The organism is Streptomyces sp. NPDC037271 (genome assembly GCF_055603605.1).
In genome coordinates this window covers 61,704-76,649 of record NZ_JBVJVN010000017.1, presented here as the reverse complement: position 1 = coordinate 76,649, position 14,946 = coordinate 61,704, and the positions used below count along the sequence as shown (strand labels likewise).

The 14,946-nt window shown below is 72.0% G+C and carries 9 protein-coding genes; 2 read left to right on the top strand and 7 right to left on the bottom strand.

The window, feature by feature from the left end; all coding sequences use genetic code 11:
- Positions 1-266: 266 nt before the first annotated feature.
- The 3 genes from ACZ7G3_RS25570 to ACZ7G3_RS25560 are packed head-to-tail and all read right to left on the bottom strand — an operon-like array spanning position 267 to position 6,576.
- Positions 267-1,508, bottom strand: a complete 1,242-nt coding sequence (locus ACZ7G3_RS25570) for a cytochrome P450 (protein ID WP_470928380.1) — start codon at positions 1,506-1,508, stop codon at positions 267-269.
- The gene (locus ACZ7G3_RS25565; RefSeq protein WP_426517900.1) at positions 1,505-2,485 is read right to left on the bottom strand and encodes a TauD/TfdA family dioxygenase; all 981 of its coding nucleotides are present in this window, start codon (positions 2,483-2,485) and stop codon (positions 1,505-1,507) included. Before ACZ7G3_RS25565 ends, ACZ7G3_RS25570 begins: the two co-directional genes overlap by 4 nt.
- The gene (locus tag ACZ7G3_RS25560; protein WP_470928379.1) at positions 2,482-6,576 is read right to left on the bottom strand and encodes a PA14 domain-containing protein; all 4,095 of its coding nucleotides are present in this window, start codon (positions 6,574-6,576) and stop codon (positions 2,482-2,484) included. Before ACZ7G3_RS25560 ends, ACZ7G3_RS25565 begins: the two co-directional genes overlap by 4 nt.
- A 179-nt stretch (positions 6,577-6,755) precedes the next feature.
- Here ACZ7G3_RS25560 and ACZ7G3_RS25555 point away from each other — a divergent pair, with 179 nt between their 5' ends.
- Positions 6,756-7,409: a response regulator gene (locus ACZ7G3_RS25555; RefSeq protein ID WP_470928378.1), complete on the top strand. Its 654-nt coding sequence runs from the start codon at positions 6,756-6,758 to the stop codon at positions 7,407-7,409.
- A gap of 55 nt (positions 7,410-7,464) precedes the next feature.
- Here the strand turns inward: ACZ7G3_RS25555 and ACZ7G3_RS25550 are convergent, their stop codons facing one another.
- The 3 genes from ACZ7G3_RS25550 to ACZ7G3_RS25540 form a co-directional block, all read right to left on the bottom strand.
- Positions 7,465-7,722, bottom strand: a complete 258-nt coding sequence (locus ACZ7G3_RS25550; protein ID WP_426517904.1) for a LysR family transcriptional regulator — start codon at positions 7,720-7,722, stop codon at positions 7,465-7,467.
- A gap of 217 nt (positions 7,723-7,939) precedes the next feature.
- The gene (locus ACZ7G3_RS25545) at positions 7,940-10,483 is read right to left on the bottom strand and encodes an ABC transporter permease (RefSeq protein WP_470928377.1); all 2,544 of its coding nucleotides are present in this window, start codon (positions 10,481-10,483) and stop codon (positions 7,940-7,942) included.
- Positions 10,483-11,253, bottom strand: a complete 771-nt coding sequence (locus ACZ7G3_RS25540; RefSeq protein ID WP_426600380.1) for an ABC transporter ATP-binding protein — start codon at positions 11,251-11,253, stop codon at positions 10,483-10,485. Before ACZ7G3_RS25540 ends, ACZ7G3_RS25545 begins: the two co-directional genes overlap by 1 nt.
- A gap of 260 nt (positions 11,254-11,513) precedes the next feature.
- On the opposite strand from ACZ7G3_RS25540, the gene ACZ7G3_RS25535 reads away from it, so the two are divergent.
- Positions 11,514-12,737 (top strand): cytochrome P450 family protein, encoded by a 1,224-nt coding sequence (locus ACZ7G3_RS25535; RefSeq protein WP_426600379.1) that lies wholly within the window; start codon positions 11,514-11,516, stop codon positions 12,735-12,737.
- A 19-nt stretch (positions 12,738-12,756) separates the two neighbouring features.
- Here the strand turns inward: ACZ7G3_RS25535 and ACZ7G3_RS25530 are convergent, their stop codons facing one another.
- The gene (locus ACZ7G3_RS25530) at positions 12,757-14,829 is read right to left on the bottom strand and encodes an ABC1 kinase family protein (RefSeq protein WP_426600378.1); all 2,073 of its coding nucleotides are present in this window, start codon (positions 14,827-14,829) and stop codon (positions 12,757-12,759) included.
- Between the last annotated feature and the right edge of the window lie 117 nt (positions 14,830-14,946).

Sequence of the window (14,946 nt, the reverse complement as noted above, 5' to 3'; positions counted from 1 at the left end):
TGCCATTCACTCCGATTGAGTAGATGCGTCGAGACCCGTGAAGAATCGCCTGCCGACAGGGGGCGGCAGTCGCGGCGACCCGGCCCACCCTACGAATGAAATCCCGCCGGTCAGGTGGACTCATGGAAAACTTCGAAGCGCCGGAGAGCCATATCGAAGAATGCTCATCGCGCTGTACAGCAGGGCATTCCAGGTACCCGGAAAGCACCGGGTGCCCCACCTCGGAAGAGGCGGGGCACCCGGGGTGCGCACGGTCGGCCGGGGGGTTACCGCTCCGCGCGCAGGGAGACGGGCAGACTGCTGTACCCGTGCAGGAAGTTCGAGTGGATGGGACGTCCGGGCGAGGTCAGGGCCGCCTCCGCGACATGGGTGCGCAGCGCGCTGAGCATCGCGTGGATCTCCGCCCTGCCCAGGTAGGCCCCGAGGCAGAAGTGCGGTCCGTACCCGAACGAGACGTGCTTGTTGGGTGTCCGGCGCAGGTCGAACACCTCGGGCCGGTCGAAGACGTCCTCGTCGTAGTTGGCGGAGCTGTTCCACAGGGTGACGACGTCCCCGGCACGGATCGTCCGGCCGCCGATCTCCACGTCGGTCAGGGCACGGCGTCCGAAGTGCATGGCCGGGGAGACCCAGCGCAGCACCTCCTCCACCGCGCTCTCCACGGTGACCTCGCCCTCCTTGAGGCGGCGCCACTGATCGGGGTGCTCGATCAGCTCGTGCATCCCGCAGATCATCGACAGCCTGCTGGTCTCGTCGCCGCCGATGATGACGCTGTAGCAGTTGAGCACGATCTCCTGCTCGTTGAGCGGCTCGCCGTCCACGGTGGCCGCGGCGAGCACGCTGACCACGTCGTCGCGGGGATCGTCCCGGCGGTCGGCGGCCAGGTCGGAGAAGTACAGCAGGAGTTCGTTGCGGGCGACCAGCGCCTCCTCCTCCGACTGGCCCTCCTCCTCGGAACTGAGGGCCTGCTTGGTCAGGGACAGCAGGTAGTCCCGGTCGGCGGTGGGCACGCCGAGCAGGTCGGCGATGGTCGCCATCGGGATGTGCTCGGCGACGTCCTGTGCGAAGTCACAGGTGCCGCGTGCCACCGCCTCGCGCACCAGCCGGTCGGCGCGCCGGCGCACCCCCTCGACGACGGGCTCCAGAACACGGGGCGCGAACGCCTTGAGCAGGACGTTGCGCAGTTCCCGGTGGCGCCGTCCGTCGGTGACGGCCAGCATCCGGCCGGCGGCCGAGTCGCCGCCCTCCAGGAGGGTGGCGAGCACGTTGCCCCGCTCGGAGGTGAACCGCTTGTTGTCCCGGTACACCTCCATCACGTCCCGGTAGCGGGACAGGACCCAGAAACCGGGCACGGCACGTCCCCGCACGGGATGCCAGTGGACCGGGTCCTGCGTCCGGAATGCCCGCCAGATGCCGACGAGTTCCTCCTGGCGGTCCAGGAAGGTCCGCGGGTCGGTGAGGTCGATGTCCGTGAGGTCGACGTCGCCCGGGGCCCTGGTGGCGGTGGTCATGCCGCGTCCGCCGTGCGCTGGGTCATGGCCACCAGCACCGTGCGGTCGCCGGTGAAGGGACGGCGGCCGTGCGAGGTGAGGATGTTGTCGATCATCAGCAGGTCGCCGGTACGCCACGGCTCGGCCAGGGTCTTGTCCCGGTAGGCGCCGAGGACGGTGTCGATCTCGTCGCCCGTGATGGGCGTGCCGTCGCCGTAGTAGGCGTTGCGGGGCAGACCGTCCTCGCCGCAGATCTCCAGCAGGCCCTCGCGGACGGCCTCGGGCAGCGCGTGGACGTGGAACAGATGCGCCTGGTTGAACCAGACCTTGCGCCCGGTGACGGGGTGCTCCATGACCGCGGGCCGGCGCTGGCGGGTGCGCAGCACGTCGCCGTCCCACTCGGCCTCGATGCCGTGCTCGGCGCAGTACGCCTCGACCCGGCCCTTGTCGTCGGTCTGGAAGCCCTCCTGCCAGGACAGGCCCATGCCGGTGCGGTAGGTCCGGGTGTAGAGCACGCCCTTGTCCTCGAACCGGCGTACCAGGTCGGCGGGGAGCGCGTCGAGAAGGGCGGCGCTGTCGGCGACCGGGGTCTCCCCGCCGGTCTGCGCGGCGCGCGCGCAGAAGAAGAAGACGTTGTGGGGCCAGTTCTGCGAGTACGCGCTCTCGTTGTGCTGCGGGATCGTCTGTTCCTGCGGGTACTCGGTCGAGGTGTAGACGTTGCCGGTCACCCGGCTGCGCGGGGTGGAGCGCTCGTTGTACTCCAGGCTCGGTCCCCCGCCGATCTCCTCGGCGATCTCGGCCAGTTCGGCCTGCTCGGCGAGCCCGCTCCCCTTCACCATGACGGCGGCGTGCTCGTACATCGTCGATCGCAGCGCCTCCGCGTTGGCGGTGAACCAGCCGCGGTGGTCGCCGCCGGAACGGGGCGTCACCCGTACCAGGTGGGTGCCGTTGTGCTCGACCAGCTCGGTCTCGGCGTCGGTGAAAGGCGTCGTCATCATTCCTTCTCCACGTCCAGGCTGTAGCCGTTGATGCTCGTGTGGTTGACCGGGTCGCCGGCCGCGTATTCGTAGGGGTTGAGGAAGGGTCCCGACGACACCGGGGCGGAGAACCGCCCGAAGGAGGGGTTGTACACGCGGGTGTCGAGGACCACGTTGTAGAGGGCTCCGGCATGCTCGGTGCCCACCTGGTACCGGCCGAGCCATCCGTAGTCGAAGTCGCCGGGCATGTTGTCCGGCACGCCCCGCGGGTCGACGGTGCCGTCGGCGGTCACGGGCTCGCCGTTCAGGTTGTAACGGTGGAGGTCCCCGCGCTGCCGGCCGTCGTCGCCGGTGACGAGGAAGACGTCACCGCGGACCGTGGGGTGGCTCCACGTCGTGGGTGTGGCGCCGTCCCGGCCGGCGTCCACGGTCAGCACCACTCCGCCGGGCAGGCCGACGACCCGGTTCAGCAGCCGCCCGTCGCCGTCGAGCACCAGGTCGGGAGCGGCCTCGGCCATGTCGGTGTGCCCGTAGCGCAGGTGCCGGGTGCCCTGTGCCGTGGTGGTGGTGCGGGCCATCACGTGGTCGGCGATGTCCTTGCTGTACGTCACGTCGGCGTCGCCGGCGCCCGCGCCGGTGAGACGGGCGCCGAGGTAGCGCTCCGCGGCGTCGGGACGCTGCGTCACCCGCGTGCCGTCGGCCCGGTACCCGGTGAGGTGACCGTTGAGGGCGTAGTCCGGGCCGGTGACGGCGTGGTCGCCGGTGGTGGCGAGCAGCCGGTCGGCGTCGTCGTAGCAGTAACCGGTGACCGTCGTGCCGCGGGCGGTGCGGTCGGTGAGGCGGACGACGTTGCCGTTGGCGCCGGCGTCCGGCCGGGTGCCGCTCGGGCAGTCGTCGGCCGCCCGGGAGGTGAAGTCGCGGACGTACTCGTGTCCCGTGGTCCAGGCGCGCACCAGCCGCCCGGCCGTGTCGTAGACGAAGTCGGGGCCGCCGGGGCGTCCGTCGGCGCCCGCGACGGTCTCGTCCACGACGGTGCCGGACCGGGACCGGGTCACGCCGGTGTTCCTGCCGGTGCCGTCGGCGAGCGTCCAGTTCTTGGCGGTGATCCGTCCGGCGGCGTCGCGCTCCACGGCGAGCCGGGTGCCGTTGGCGTAGCGCACGCCCTTCAGCCCGCCCGCGGCGTCGTACTCGGCCGTGGCCAGCCGCCTGCCGTCAAGGACGACGGTGCCGACGCGGCCGGCGGCGTCACGACGGAACTTCGTGACCTGGGGCGCGTCGCCCGCGGACGGCGGGGTCACCGTCTCGAGCACGACGCGGCCGGCCCGGTCGTAGGCGGTCCGGGTGCGGGTGCCCTGGCCGTCCGTGTAGTCGACGGTGCGGCCGAGCAGGTCGACGGTGCGGGTCATGGTGTGGTCGTGCTGGGTGGCCCGCAGCGTCAGCGGGTCGCCGCCGTGGCTGTTGTCGTAGGTGACGCTCCAGGCGGGCAGGTTGGCGTTGCCCGGCATGGACATCCTGCTGATGACACCGCGCTCGTCGTACTCGACGCAGGTCCATTCGGGGCCGCCGAAGTTGACCGCGACGGGCAGGCCGCGAGCGCCGAAGACGAACCTCTCGACGCGGGCGGCGCCGTCGGCGCCGGCGGGCAGTGCGATGGACTCGGGCAGTCCGCGTTGCGGCGCGGGGTCGTTCTCCTCCGTGCAGGGGTTGTCCGCGCTCTCCGCGCTGCCGTAGTAGGTGAAGGTCTTCCGGGTGCCCGCCGGGCTGGTCTCGGCGACCGGGCGGAACGCCTCGTCGTAGGTGTAGCCGGTGGCGAGGGCGAGACCGTCGGGGTCGGTCACCACGGCGGACGGGAGGCCGAGTTCGTCGAGGCGGGTCTGCGTGGTCAGCGGCGGCACGCCGTCGGAGTCCGCACGGACGGTGGTGAGACCGGTGGCGCCGACTCGGGTGGTCTGCGCCGGGACTCGGGCGCAGCCGTCGGGGGCCGGGCTGATGAGGCGCAGATCGGCGCCGAAGCACTCGCGCGGTCCGGGGCCGTAGGAGCCGGACGGCATGCCGGTCTCGTCGTAGACGGTCGTGCTCGTCCGCCCGGCCGGGTCGGTCCGCGACCGCGGGCGGCCGTCCTCGGTCCAGGTGTAGCGGGTGGTGCGGCGGGTGGCGTCGGTGTCCGTCGCGAGCCGGCCGGCGGCGTCGAAGGTGACCCGGCGCGCCCAGCCCTGCGGCGTGGTGACTCCCGCGACCTCGACCTCGGTCCCCCGTGCCGCGATGGCGTAGGAACGCATCGGCCGGAGTGCGGACCCGGCGTCGGTGCCGTCCGGCACGGGTCCGGTGACACGGGAGACGACGGGGGTGTCCCCGCGGTAGGCGACGCGGTACTGGGCGGCGGCGGTGTCGCGGCCGGTGCCGGCCGCGATCCAGTCCATGACCAGCGGCGGGCGCACCGTGGTGAGCCGGTGGTCGGCCGTGTACCCGAAGTCCGTCACCTCCGCACCGGGGTTGACGACGCGGACGAGTTTGCCGTCGCGGTAGTGCAGCTGGGTGGTGCCGGCGCCGGGCACCCGGACGGCGCACACGTACCCGGCCGGCGCGTTGTGATCGGCGCAGGCCTCGTCGCCCGCGTAGCGGAAGGTGAGCCCTTCCTCCTCGGCGGCGTCGATCGCCGCGGCCTGGCCCTCGGGGACGGCGGCGGGGACCGCGTCGGCGCCGTCCTCGCCGGCGTCGCCGGCGCGGTCGCCCCGTTCTGCCCGGTCTCCGGGCGTGGGGAAGGCGGCGGAGCCGGAGGGGGCAGGCCCGGGGGCGGTGGGCCCGGAGGCCGCGGCCCCGGCGGGCGCCTGCCCTGCGGTCGTGGCCCCGGCGGGCGCCTGCCCCGCGCGCGTGGCGGCCGGTGCCGCCGCTCCGGGCGTCGTGGGCGCGCCGGCGGTGGAGGCCGCGGCGGGAGGCGTCGCGTCGGGGGTGACCGTCCAGCCGGGCGGGAGCACGGCGCCGGACGGCTGCAGCCAGGAGGCGGGGACGGGGGCGGCGTGGCGGCCGGCGGCGGCCCACAGGGTGACCTGGCCGCCCTGCTCCGGGCGGCGGTACTCGACGGTGATCCGGTGGGCGGTTCCGGCCTTCAGCCGGACGTTTCGCCCGTACACCGGCCCGTCCTCACCGGCCCGGTCGCCCTGCCAGTCGTCCAGGAGCGGCTTTCCGTCGACGAGGACGCGCAGTCCGCCGTCGTAGGTGCCGCCGAGGCGGTACGTGCCGTCGGCGGGAACCGACAGCCGTCCGCTCCAGCGCACCCGGAACCCGGCGCCGGGCTCGGCGTCCGGGTAGGGGGCGCCGCCGCCCCAGCGGAAGTCGACGCGGGCGTCGGTGCGCACCTCGGCCGGCTCGGCGGCCTCCCCGATACGGGCCTCGTCGTCGCCCGCGTAATAGGAGCCGGTCAGTCCGCCGACGGTGGCGGCGCCCTGCGCGTCGAAGCTGAACGTGGCGCCGAGGTCGCCCGAACCGGTGGGCACCTGGGCGGTGTTGACGGAGGTGGTGACGTTGCCGGTGGCGAGGTCGACGGTGACCGGGCCGAGGCTGTCGACGGGAACGGGGCCGCCCGCCTCCTGTGCGCCGAGCAGTCGGCGAACGGTGAGGGTGCGGGCCTCGGCGTCCTTGCCGACGCGGCCGGCGGCGTCCTTGGTGCGTACCGTCCAGTGGTAGCGGCCACCGTCCTTCAGCAGCCCGGCAGGAACCTGCCACCGGGGCGACCGGATCCAGCCGGACGAGGTCACCTGCCCGGTGCGCGCGCCGTCACCGCTGCCGATGACGAACTCGTAGGCGCGCGCCCCGCGTTGCCGCTCGGCGGACAGCCAGGGCCGGGCACCGGTGACGGCGGCACCGTCGGCGGGCGCCAGCACGGCGGGCCGGGCGCCGCTGCCGTCGGACGGCGTGGCGGCCGTGTCGAAGTCGCCCTCCGGCCATGCGGGCCGGTTGGGCGATCCGGGATCGGCGGGCAGCAGTGGCACCCGGGTGGCGTCACCTCGCGCCGCGGCCTCGGCCGCCGCCGGGGGGACAGCTCCCAGCAGGGTGAAGGACAGAGCCGTCGCCGCGGTCGCGGCGGTCCATCCGAGTCTCTTGGTGTGAGCCATGCTCAATCACCGCTCCAAAGAGGGAAGAAGCGAGAAGAAGGGGGGAAGGCGGCGCGCGGCGGCGCTCGGGTACTGCCGTCCCGATCCTGTCAGTGGCCGGATCGGGGCCCCAGTCCGCAGAGAATCTTTGAATACGCTCCGGTGGCTGCCCGTCGGCCCGTCCAACTACGGTGCTGTCCGTGACCATTCGTATTCTTCTCGCCGACGACCAAGAGTCGGTACGCATCGGATTCCGCCTGATCCTGGACTCCCAGCCGGACATGGAAGTCGTCGGGGAGGCGGAGGACGGACGGCAGGCGGTGGATCTGGCCGAGCGGCTCAAGCCGGACGTGGTGCTCGCCGACATCCGCATGCCCCGCATGGACGGTCTCGAGGTGACCCGGCGGCTGGCCGGCCCCGAGGCCGCGAACCCGGTGCGCGTCGTGGTGGTGACGACGTTCGGGCTGGACGAGTACGTCCACACCGCACTGCACAACGGTGCCTGCGGGTTCCTGCTCAAGCGCTCGGGCCCGACCCTCCTGGTGGAGGCCGTACGGGCGGCGATGGCCGGCGACACCCTCATCAGCCCCTCGCTGACGGTGAGCCTGCTGCAGAATCTGCAGGGCGCGAACCGGCCCAGTGCCGCGCGGCCGCTGGAGTCGCTGACGGAGCGGGAGACGGAGATCGCCCGGCTGGTCGCCAAGGGACTGACGAACGCCGAGATCGGCGCGGAGCTGTTCATCTCGGCCGGTACGGCCAAGACGCACATCGCCAACATCCAGCGGAAACTGGACGCCCGCAACCGGGTGGGCATCGCCGCCTGGGTGTGGGGCAACGGCCTGGCCCAGAACTGACCGTACGGAATCCGGCCGGCGCCGGCCCCCTCCGCCGGGGCCGGAGCCGGCCGGGTCAGGCCGGCGCACAGACGTCTTTCATACTGTCGATCAATGCGAGTACCGCCCGCGCCGAGGGCAATATCATCCGGCCTTCGCGGGTGAGTCTCGCGCCGGTCGAATCGCGGGTGAAGAGTTTGATACCCAGTACCTGTTCGAGGCACTTGATCTGGTAACTGATGGCCGGTTGTGAATATCCGAGCACCCTGGCGGCCTGGTCCATACGCCCGATCTCTGCCACGGACACGAAAGCACGGAACTCACGCTCGTGCATCACTCCCCCTGTCTGTCTGGTGGAACACAAGCGGCTCCGACGGGCCTCCGCGCGGTGGCGCCGGATTCCGTCGAAATGCGCTTCCATGTCAGCCGACTTGGTCTGAAGAGGCAATGAACGGTGCAGGAAGCTGCAAACGGGGGACGTGCCACGGACAGCATCGAGCCCGGTTTCCCCCGCAGTAGGGGGAAACCGGGCTCGTACGGGTGCCGTGCGGTCAGCCGTGGTTGACGGCCGCGAGGACGTTGAGCCGCGCGCCGCGCCGGGCCGGGGCGATCGAGGCGATGACCCCGACGACCGCCGCGCCGACCAGGTAGGCGGCCATCTGCCCCCACGGGAGGGAGAGCCGGGTGACGCCCTGGTCCTCCATCGCGTGGGAGACGGCGAGGCCGAGCACTCCGCCGACCGCGATGCCGAGCACGGCGCCGAAGAGCGAGATCACCACCGACTCGGTCATGATCATGCGCCTCGTCTGTCCCCGGCTGAGCCCGATGGCGCGCAGCGCGCCCATCTCGCGGGTCCGTTCCAGGATGGAGAGGGCCAGGGTGTTGACGATGCCGAGGATCGCGATGAGCATCGCCACGCCCAGCAGTGCCTGGACGATCGCGAGCATCATGGCGAACCCGCCGCTGAACTCCTCGATGACGTCCTCCCGGGTCTGCACCGTCACCTCGGGGCTGTCCTTCAGGAGCGTCTCGATGCGCGACCGCACCTCGGACTCGTCGGCGTCGCCCGCCAGCTGGAAGTAGGCCTGCGAGGGCTGTCCGGTGCGGAAGCCGGCCTCGGCGTCCGCCCACGGCACGACCATGCCGTTGACGAGGGTGGAGTTGGCGAAGAGGCCACCGACCCGGTAGGTGCGCTCCTCGCCGCGCTGGAGCTGGAGGCGGACGGTGTCGCCGACCTTCAGTCCGCGCGCCTCGGCCGTGCTCGTGTTCATCACCACGGTCCCGGCGGCCAGGGTCTCGACGGAACCGCCGGCGGACCGCAGGCCGAGCACCTCGCGCGCGGCGTTCCAGTCCCGCCAGGCGGCGACCGGCTGGTTCTCCTTGCCGACGGCGGCGGTGTCCATCACCGCGGCGGCCAGGTGGCGGACCCCGGGCACCTCGGCGATCCGGTCCAGGGCGGCCGGCTCGATGGACGCCGAGTTGGCCGAACCGGCCTCGCCCATGGCCACCAGGTCGGCCTTCAGGTCCCGCCGGATGTCGTGGGTGACGCTGTCCTCCGAGGATGCGGCGACCGTGCTGATGGCCGTCACCAGCGCGACCCCGATCATCATGGCCAAGGCCGTGATGGCGGTACGGCGGGGGTTGCGGGCGGAGTTGCCGCGGCCCAGCCGCCCGGGCACCGAGCGGGCGAACACCGCTCCGAGCAGGTGGACGGCGGGCCGGCTGATCAGCGGGGTGAGCAGGACGACGCCGATGAACGCGGGAAGGAGGCCGAGCAGGATGAGGTTGGCCCCGTCGGAGGACAGGGAGCCCGCGACGAGCAGCAGTACACCGAGGCCGAGGAGGATTCCGCCGGTCCAGGTCTGCTTGCGGTGCCGGCCCTCCGGTCCCGCCGACGCCCTGATCACCGAGATGGGCGCGACCTTGGAGGCCCGCAGTGCCGGGAAGAGGGCCGCCAGCATGGTGGTGAAGACGCCCACCGCGAACGCGGTGACCACGGCGCTGGCCGGGATGCCGAGCGAGGCCACCTCCAGGCCGTCGGTCGAGCCGGCCAGCAGGTTGGAGCCGAGCGCACCGATACCGATGCCGGCCGCCAGCCCCAGGGCGGAGGAGACCAGGCCGACGACGAACGACTCGAGGAGCACGGAGCCGATCATCTGCTTGCGGCTGGCGCCGAGGGCGCGCAGCAGGGCCAGTTCCCGCAGGCGCTGGGCGACGATGATGGAGAAGGTGTTGATGATCAGGAAGACCCCGACGAGGACGGCCACACCGGCGAAGCCGAGGAGCACCGTGCTCATCATGTCGAGGATGCCGCGTGACTTGTCGGACGCCTTCTCCGCGAGCTCACGCCCCGTCAGCACCTCGTAGTCGGCGCCCAGTTTTTTGCCGAGCGAGGCGGCCACGGTCTCGGCGGAAGCACCCGCGGCGAGGCCGACCCGCACCCCGGAGAAGCCCCCCGCGCCGTCGAGCATCAGCCGCTGGGCGACCGGCTCGCTGAACACGACCGTCTGCTCGCCGCCGATGGAATCGCGGTCGCCGGAGTATCCGAAGACACCCGACACGGTGAAGTCCTGCCGCGGCTCGTTGGTCAGCACGCCGATCCGGTCGCCGACCTTCAGGTCCGCCTCCCGGGCGAGGCCGGCGTTGACGGCGACCTCGCCGTCGGTGCGCGGCTCGTGGCCCTCACGGAGTTTGATCAGATCGCTCTCCCCGCGCCAGCTGCCGCCGTAGCGGGGACCGCCGGTGCCGGGGACGACCTTGCCGTCCTTGCCGATGGCGCGGGCGCCCTCGGCGAGGACCAGGCCGCCGGCCCGGTCGACGCCTTCGACACGGGAGACCGTCTCGACCAGTGCCGGGTCCACCGGCGGTACGACGGCCGGGTCGTCGGCGGTCTGCGCCTCGACCTTGGGCTTGCGCTCCACGTACAGGTCGATGTCCTCGTACGCGCCGCTGAACTGCGCGTCGACGGAACGGTTGAGGGTGTCCTTGATGACCATGGCGCCGGACACGAACATCACGGCGAGCACGATCGCGAGGCCCGACAGGACCAGGCGCAGCTTGCGGGAGAGCAGGCTCTTGAGGGTCGCGGTCAGCATCACGCCACCCGCACCCGGGAGTCGAGGTTGCGCATCTTGTCGAGGACCGCGTCGGCGGTGGGCTCGCGCAGTTCGTCCACGATCCGGCCGTCGGCGAGGAAGACGACACGGTCCGCGTAGGACGCGGCCCGCGGGTCGTGCGTGACCATGACAATCGTCTGGCCGAGAGTGCGCACGGAGTCCCGCAGGAACTCCAGCACCTCGGTGCCGGAGGCGGAGTCCAGGTTGCCGGTCGGCTCGTCCGCGAAGATGACCTCCGGCTGGGAGACCAGGGCGCGGGCGCAGGCCACGCGCTGCTGCTGGCCGCCGGACAGCTGGGTGGGCCGGTGGCCGAGCCGCTGGCCGAGGCCGACCGTGTCGACGACCCGGTCGAACCAGTCCTTCGACGGCTTGCGGCCGGCGATCGCCAGGGGCAGCAGGATGTTCTCCTCGGCCGTCAGCGTCGGCAGCAGGTTGAACTGCTGGAAGATGAAGCCGATCCGATTGCGCCGCAGCAGCGTCAGCTTCTTGTCCGACATGTCGCTGACCCGGGCGTCACCGATGTAGACCTCGCCCTCGGTGAGCGTGTCGAGGCCGGCCAGCGTGTGCATGAGCGTCGATTTCCCGGAGCCGGACGGCCCCATGATCGCCGTGAATTCACCGGCGGTGAATTCGACGTCCACACCACGCAATGCCGCGACTTGCGCCTCCCCTTCGCCGTACAGTTTCGTCACCCCGACAGCTCGGGCGGCGACCTGTCGCTTCGTCGAAGCCGAAATGGTCGCGGTCATGACTCACACTCCCCACAAGGGTTCTGAGATCGGATGGTTCATAAGCGGGTCACTGTGCACCGTGCCCGGCCGTGGACAAGAACCTACGAGCGGACCCGCTCGGGCCACATCCACCAAACGGCATAGATGGTCTCCCGGTCCGACCCCCTGTTCCGAGCGCAGATCGAACTCTTGAAACCAGCACTGCGCCGAACGGCAGAGCCCGCCTAGCGTGCTGGACCGAACGGGGTACTCCCGGCTCGGCGGCACGGAGGTCGGACATGACAGCCACGCGGACCCTCTCCAGGTTCTGGATGCTCACCAACGAGTTCACCCAGAATCCCTATCCGGTGCTCGAATACGTGCGGCGGGAATGCCCGGTGCGCGAACTCGCCTTTCCGGACGGCGGACGGGCCTTCGTGGTGACCCGCTACGAGGACGCGAAGGCCGCGCTCGCCGATCCGCGGCTCAGCCGGGACATCCACGTTCACTACCGGCTGATGTCCGAGCGCACCGGGCGCACCATGAACCCGCCGCCCGAGGAGGCCAACCACCTCGCGAACCTGGAGCCGCCACGGCACACACCGCTGCGCCGGGCGATCAGCTTCGCGTTCACCCCGCGCCGGGCGGAGGCCCTGCGGCCCCGGGTGGAGGTGATCGCCGACAGCCTCCTCGACGCACTGCCCACCGGTGCCGGCGCCGATCTGGTCGCCGGATACGCCGATCCCCTGCCGGTCATCACCATCGCCGAGCTGATGGGCGTGCCCTCCGACCGGTGGCCGGACTTCCTGCGGTGGTCGGCCGCCCTGCGCACGTACTCGCCGACGGACGGCTCCGGCGCCCTGGACCGCAACATCCGTGAGCTGTCCTCCTACATGTCGGAGCTGATCGCCCGCAAGGAACGGGAACGGGGCGACGACCTGCTCTCCGCGCTCATCCACGCCGATCCGGAACGCCGGCTCACCAGCACCGAGATCCTGTCCACCGGGTTCGCCCTGATGACGGGCGGCAACGACACCACCGCGAGCCTGGTCGGCGGGGTGCTCGCCGCGCTGCTGACGCATCCCGCCGAGCGGGAGCGGCTGATGTCGGAGCCGGGCCGGTGGGGCAAGTCGATGGACGAGCTGATCCGGTACGTCGGCCCGATCAGCAACGCGCTGCAGCGCGTCACGACCGAGCCGGTGGAGCTGGGCGGGGTGACCATCCCGGCCGGTGAAGTGGTCGTCATCTGCGTGATGTCGACGAACCGGGACACCGGGCAGTTCCCGGACCACCCCGGCGAACTGGACCTGGACCGGCCCAAGCCGGCGCACCTCAGCTTCGGGCACGGCATCCACTACTGCTCCGGCGCACACCTGGCCAAGGTGATCACCGAGATCGCCGCCCGCCGGCTCTTCGAGCGGTTCCCCGACGCCCGGCTGGCCGTCGACCCCGCCCGTCTGGAGTACCAGCAGAACGTGGTCGTACGCCCGTTGAAGGCCCTGCCGGTCCTGCTGCGTCCGTGAGACCCGGGCGACGCGCCGCTCACTCCGGGCGGCGCATCGCCGTGTAGAGCGCCCGCAGGATGAGGATCGCGCTCACCGCGAGCACGTGGTAGCCGACCAGCGGGTACAGCTCCAGCTGGCGGGTCACCCGGGGTCCCTTGCCGGTGCCGAACACCACCAGCATCACCCCCATCAGCCCGGTGCAGCAGGCCATCAGGCTGACGGTCACCTGGTGGATGAGTCCGGAGACGAACCGCCGCTCCCGCTCGTCGGCGAGCAGCCGGATCCGCACCCCGAGCCGGCCCTCCTCCAGTGAGGCGCTGATCCGCTCCGCCCGTCGCGGCAGCCTGCGCAGCATGGGCAGCACGTGCAGCAGTTCCTGGGCCGCTCCGTGCATCAGGGCCGACACCGTCGTCGTACCGGAATCACCGGCCCCGCCGTACGCCTTCGACGCGCCGGGCCTCAACCGGTCGGTGAGCATGCCGACGGCGAACGCGCGTGCCTCCTGCAGAAGGTTGAAGGACGGTGCGATCCGGGTGAGGGTCCCCTCGATGGTGGCGAGCGCCCGGAACACCGCGGCGACCTCCGGGGGCACCGCCAGGCCGAACTGCGCCAGCATCCGGAACAGGGCGGTGAACATCTCGGTGTCGGGCTGCGCGTCCACGCCCAGGTGCCGGGCCATGAACCGGGCCAGCTCCCGCTCCAGCAGCGGACCGGGCAGCAGTTCCTCGTGCACGGTCGCGCGGGTGCCGAGCAGGGTGAGCAGCGCGTCGTGCAGCCCGGCGGGGTCGCCCCGGTCCACGGCGACCAGGAGCTCACGGATGGCGCTCTGCGCGGAGGGGTCGATGCGCCCCACCGAGCCGAAGTCGATCAGCCCGATCCGCCCGTCCTCCAGCAGCAGCATGTTGCCCGGGTGCGGGTCGGCGTGGAAGACGCCCACCCGCAGGATCTGGTGGAGCATCGAGCGCAGGGCGGTGCGGGCCAGCGCCTCCCGGTCGCGGCCCGACTCGTCGGCGACCGCCGCCGCCCGGTCGAAGGTGACACCCTCCAGCCACTCCTGCACCAGGACCCGCGCCGAGGTGTACTCGTAGTAGACGTGCGGGATGCGCACCCGGGCGTCGCCCTCGCGGCCTCCGGTGGCCTTGGCGATGGCGCCCGCGTTGCGCGCCTCGATACGGAAGTCGAGCTCCTCGCGCACCGACCCGGCGAAGCCGTCGCTCAGCTCGCGCAGACCGAAGGCCTGCGCGGCACGCACCCGGCTCTGCAGACTGCGGCTGACCGCGAGGACGATGTCCAGGTCCCGCTCCACCACTTCGCGGATGCCGGGCCGCTGGATCTTGACCACGACGGTGGGTCCGCCGCGCAGCCGCGCCCGGTGCACCTGGGCGATGGAGGCGGCGGCCAGCGGCTCGTGCTCGATGCTCTCGAACACCTCGGCGACCGGCCTGCCCAGCTCCTTGCGCAGCACCGCCTCGACCTCCGGCCAGGGTGCCGGGGGCACATCGCTCTGCAGCCTGCTCAGTTCGTCGATGAAGTGGGGCGGCAGCAGATCGCGCCGGGTGGAGAGCACCTGCCCGAACTTGATGAGAGCCCCGCCGCACTCCTCCACGGCGCGGCGCGCCGACCGGGCGGACTGCTCCCCGTACGGCCCGGGCCGCATCGCCCGGTCCCAGCCGGCCCGGCCACGCAGTACCCAGCCCAGTCCGTTGCGCATGAGGATGCGGCTGATCTGCGCGTAGCGGCGGGCACGTCGCATCCGGTCCCCGAGGCCGCGGGCCGCCTGCAGGGGCCGGGCCCAGGTGCCGTAGGGCACGAAGACCTCCAGGGCCACCAGGGTGGCCATCGCCGCGAACAGCGCCAGCGGTATCTGGATGGTCGACAGGGCCCCGAGGTCGTCGTCGCGGCTCCCCGGGACCTGCCCGTAGACGAAGAGGCTGGCCACGCCCACCAGGCCGGCACCGAGCGCGCGCAGCGGGGCGACGGTGACCCCGAGAAGCCGGCGCGACGCCGTGGAGACGCCGAACGCGAGGACGGCCAGCAGGACGGTGGCGATCAGGGCGACGAGGAGAGTGAGGGACACGTCGCCGAATTCACCTTCAGCCAGTAATGCCATGAAACCGCTCCCTGGGGTAGGTCGCGGGTCACCCTAGGCCGAACTCGCCCCGCCCCGGCGTCCCGTGGCAGCTTCATGCAGCCCCGGTGCGCAGCCGCCGGTCGCGCCCGCGGCCAC

Excerpts from the sequence above, each read along its gene's own strand:
- ACZ7G3_RS25565 (WP_426517900.1), bottom strand. The coding sequence starts at position 2,485 with ATGATGACGACGCCTTTCACCGACGCCGAGACCGAGCTGGTCGAGCAC.
- ACZ7G3_RS25530 (WP_426600378.1), bottom strand. The coding sequence starts at position 14,829 with ATGGCATTACTGGCTGAAGGTGAATTCGGCGACGTGTCCCTCACTCTC.
- ACZ7G3_RS25570 (WP_470928380.1), bottom strand. The coding sequence starts at position 1,508 with ATGACCACCGCCACCAGGGCCCCGGGCGACGTCGACCTCACGGACATC.
- ACZ7G3_RS25535 (WP_426600379.1), top strand. The coding sequence starts at position 11,514 with ATGACAGCCACGCGGACCCTCTCCAGGTTCTGGATGCTCACCAACGAG.
- ACZ7G3_RS25540 (WP_426600380.1), bottom strand. The coding sequence starts at position 11,253 with ATGACCGCGACCATTTCGGCTTCGACGAAGCGACAGGTCGCCGCCCGA.
- ACZ7G3_RS25545 (WP_470928377.1), bottom strand. The coding sequence starts at position 10,483 with ATGCTGACCGCGACCCTCAAGAGCCTGCTCTCCCGCAAGCTGCGCCTG.
- ACZ7G3_RS25560 (WP_470928379.1), bottom strand. The coding sequence starts at position 6,576 with ATGGCTCACACCAAGAGACTCGGATGGACCGCCGCGACCGCGGCGACG.
- ACZ7G3_RS25550 (WP_426517904.1), bottom strand. The coding sequence starts at position 7,722 with ATGCACGAGCGTGAGTTCCGTGCTTTCGTGTCCGTGGCAGAGATCGGG.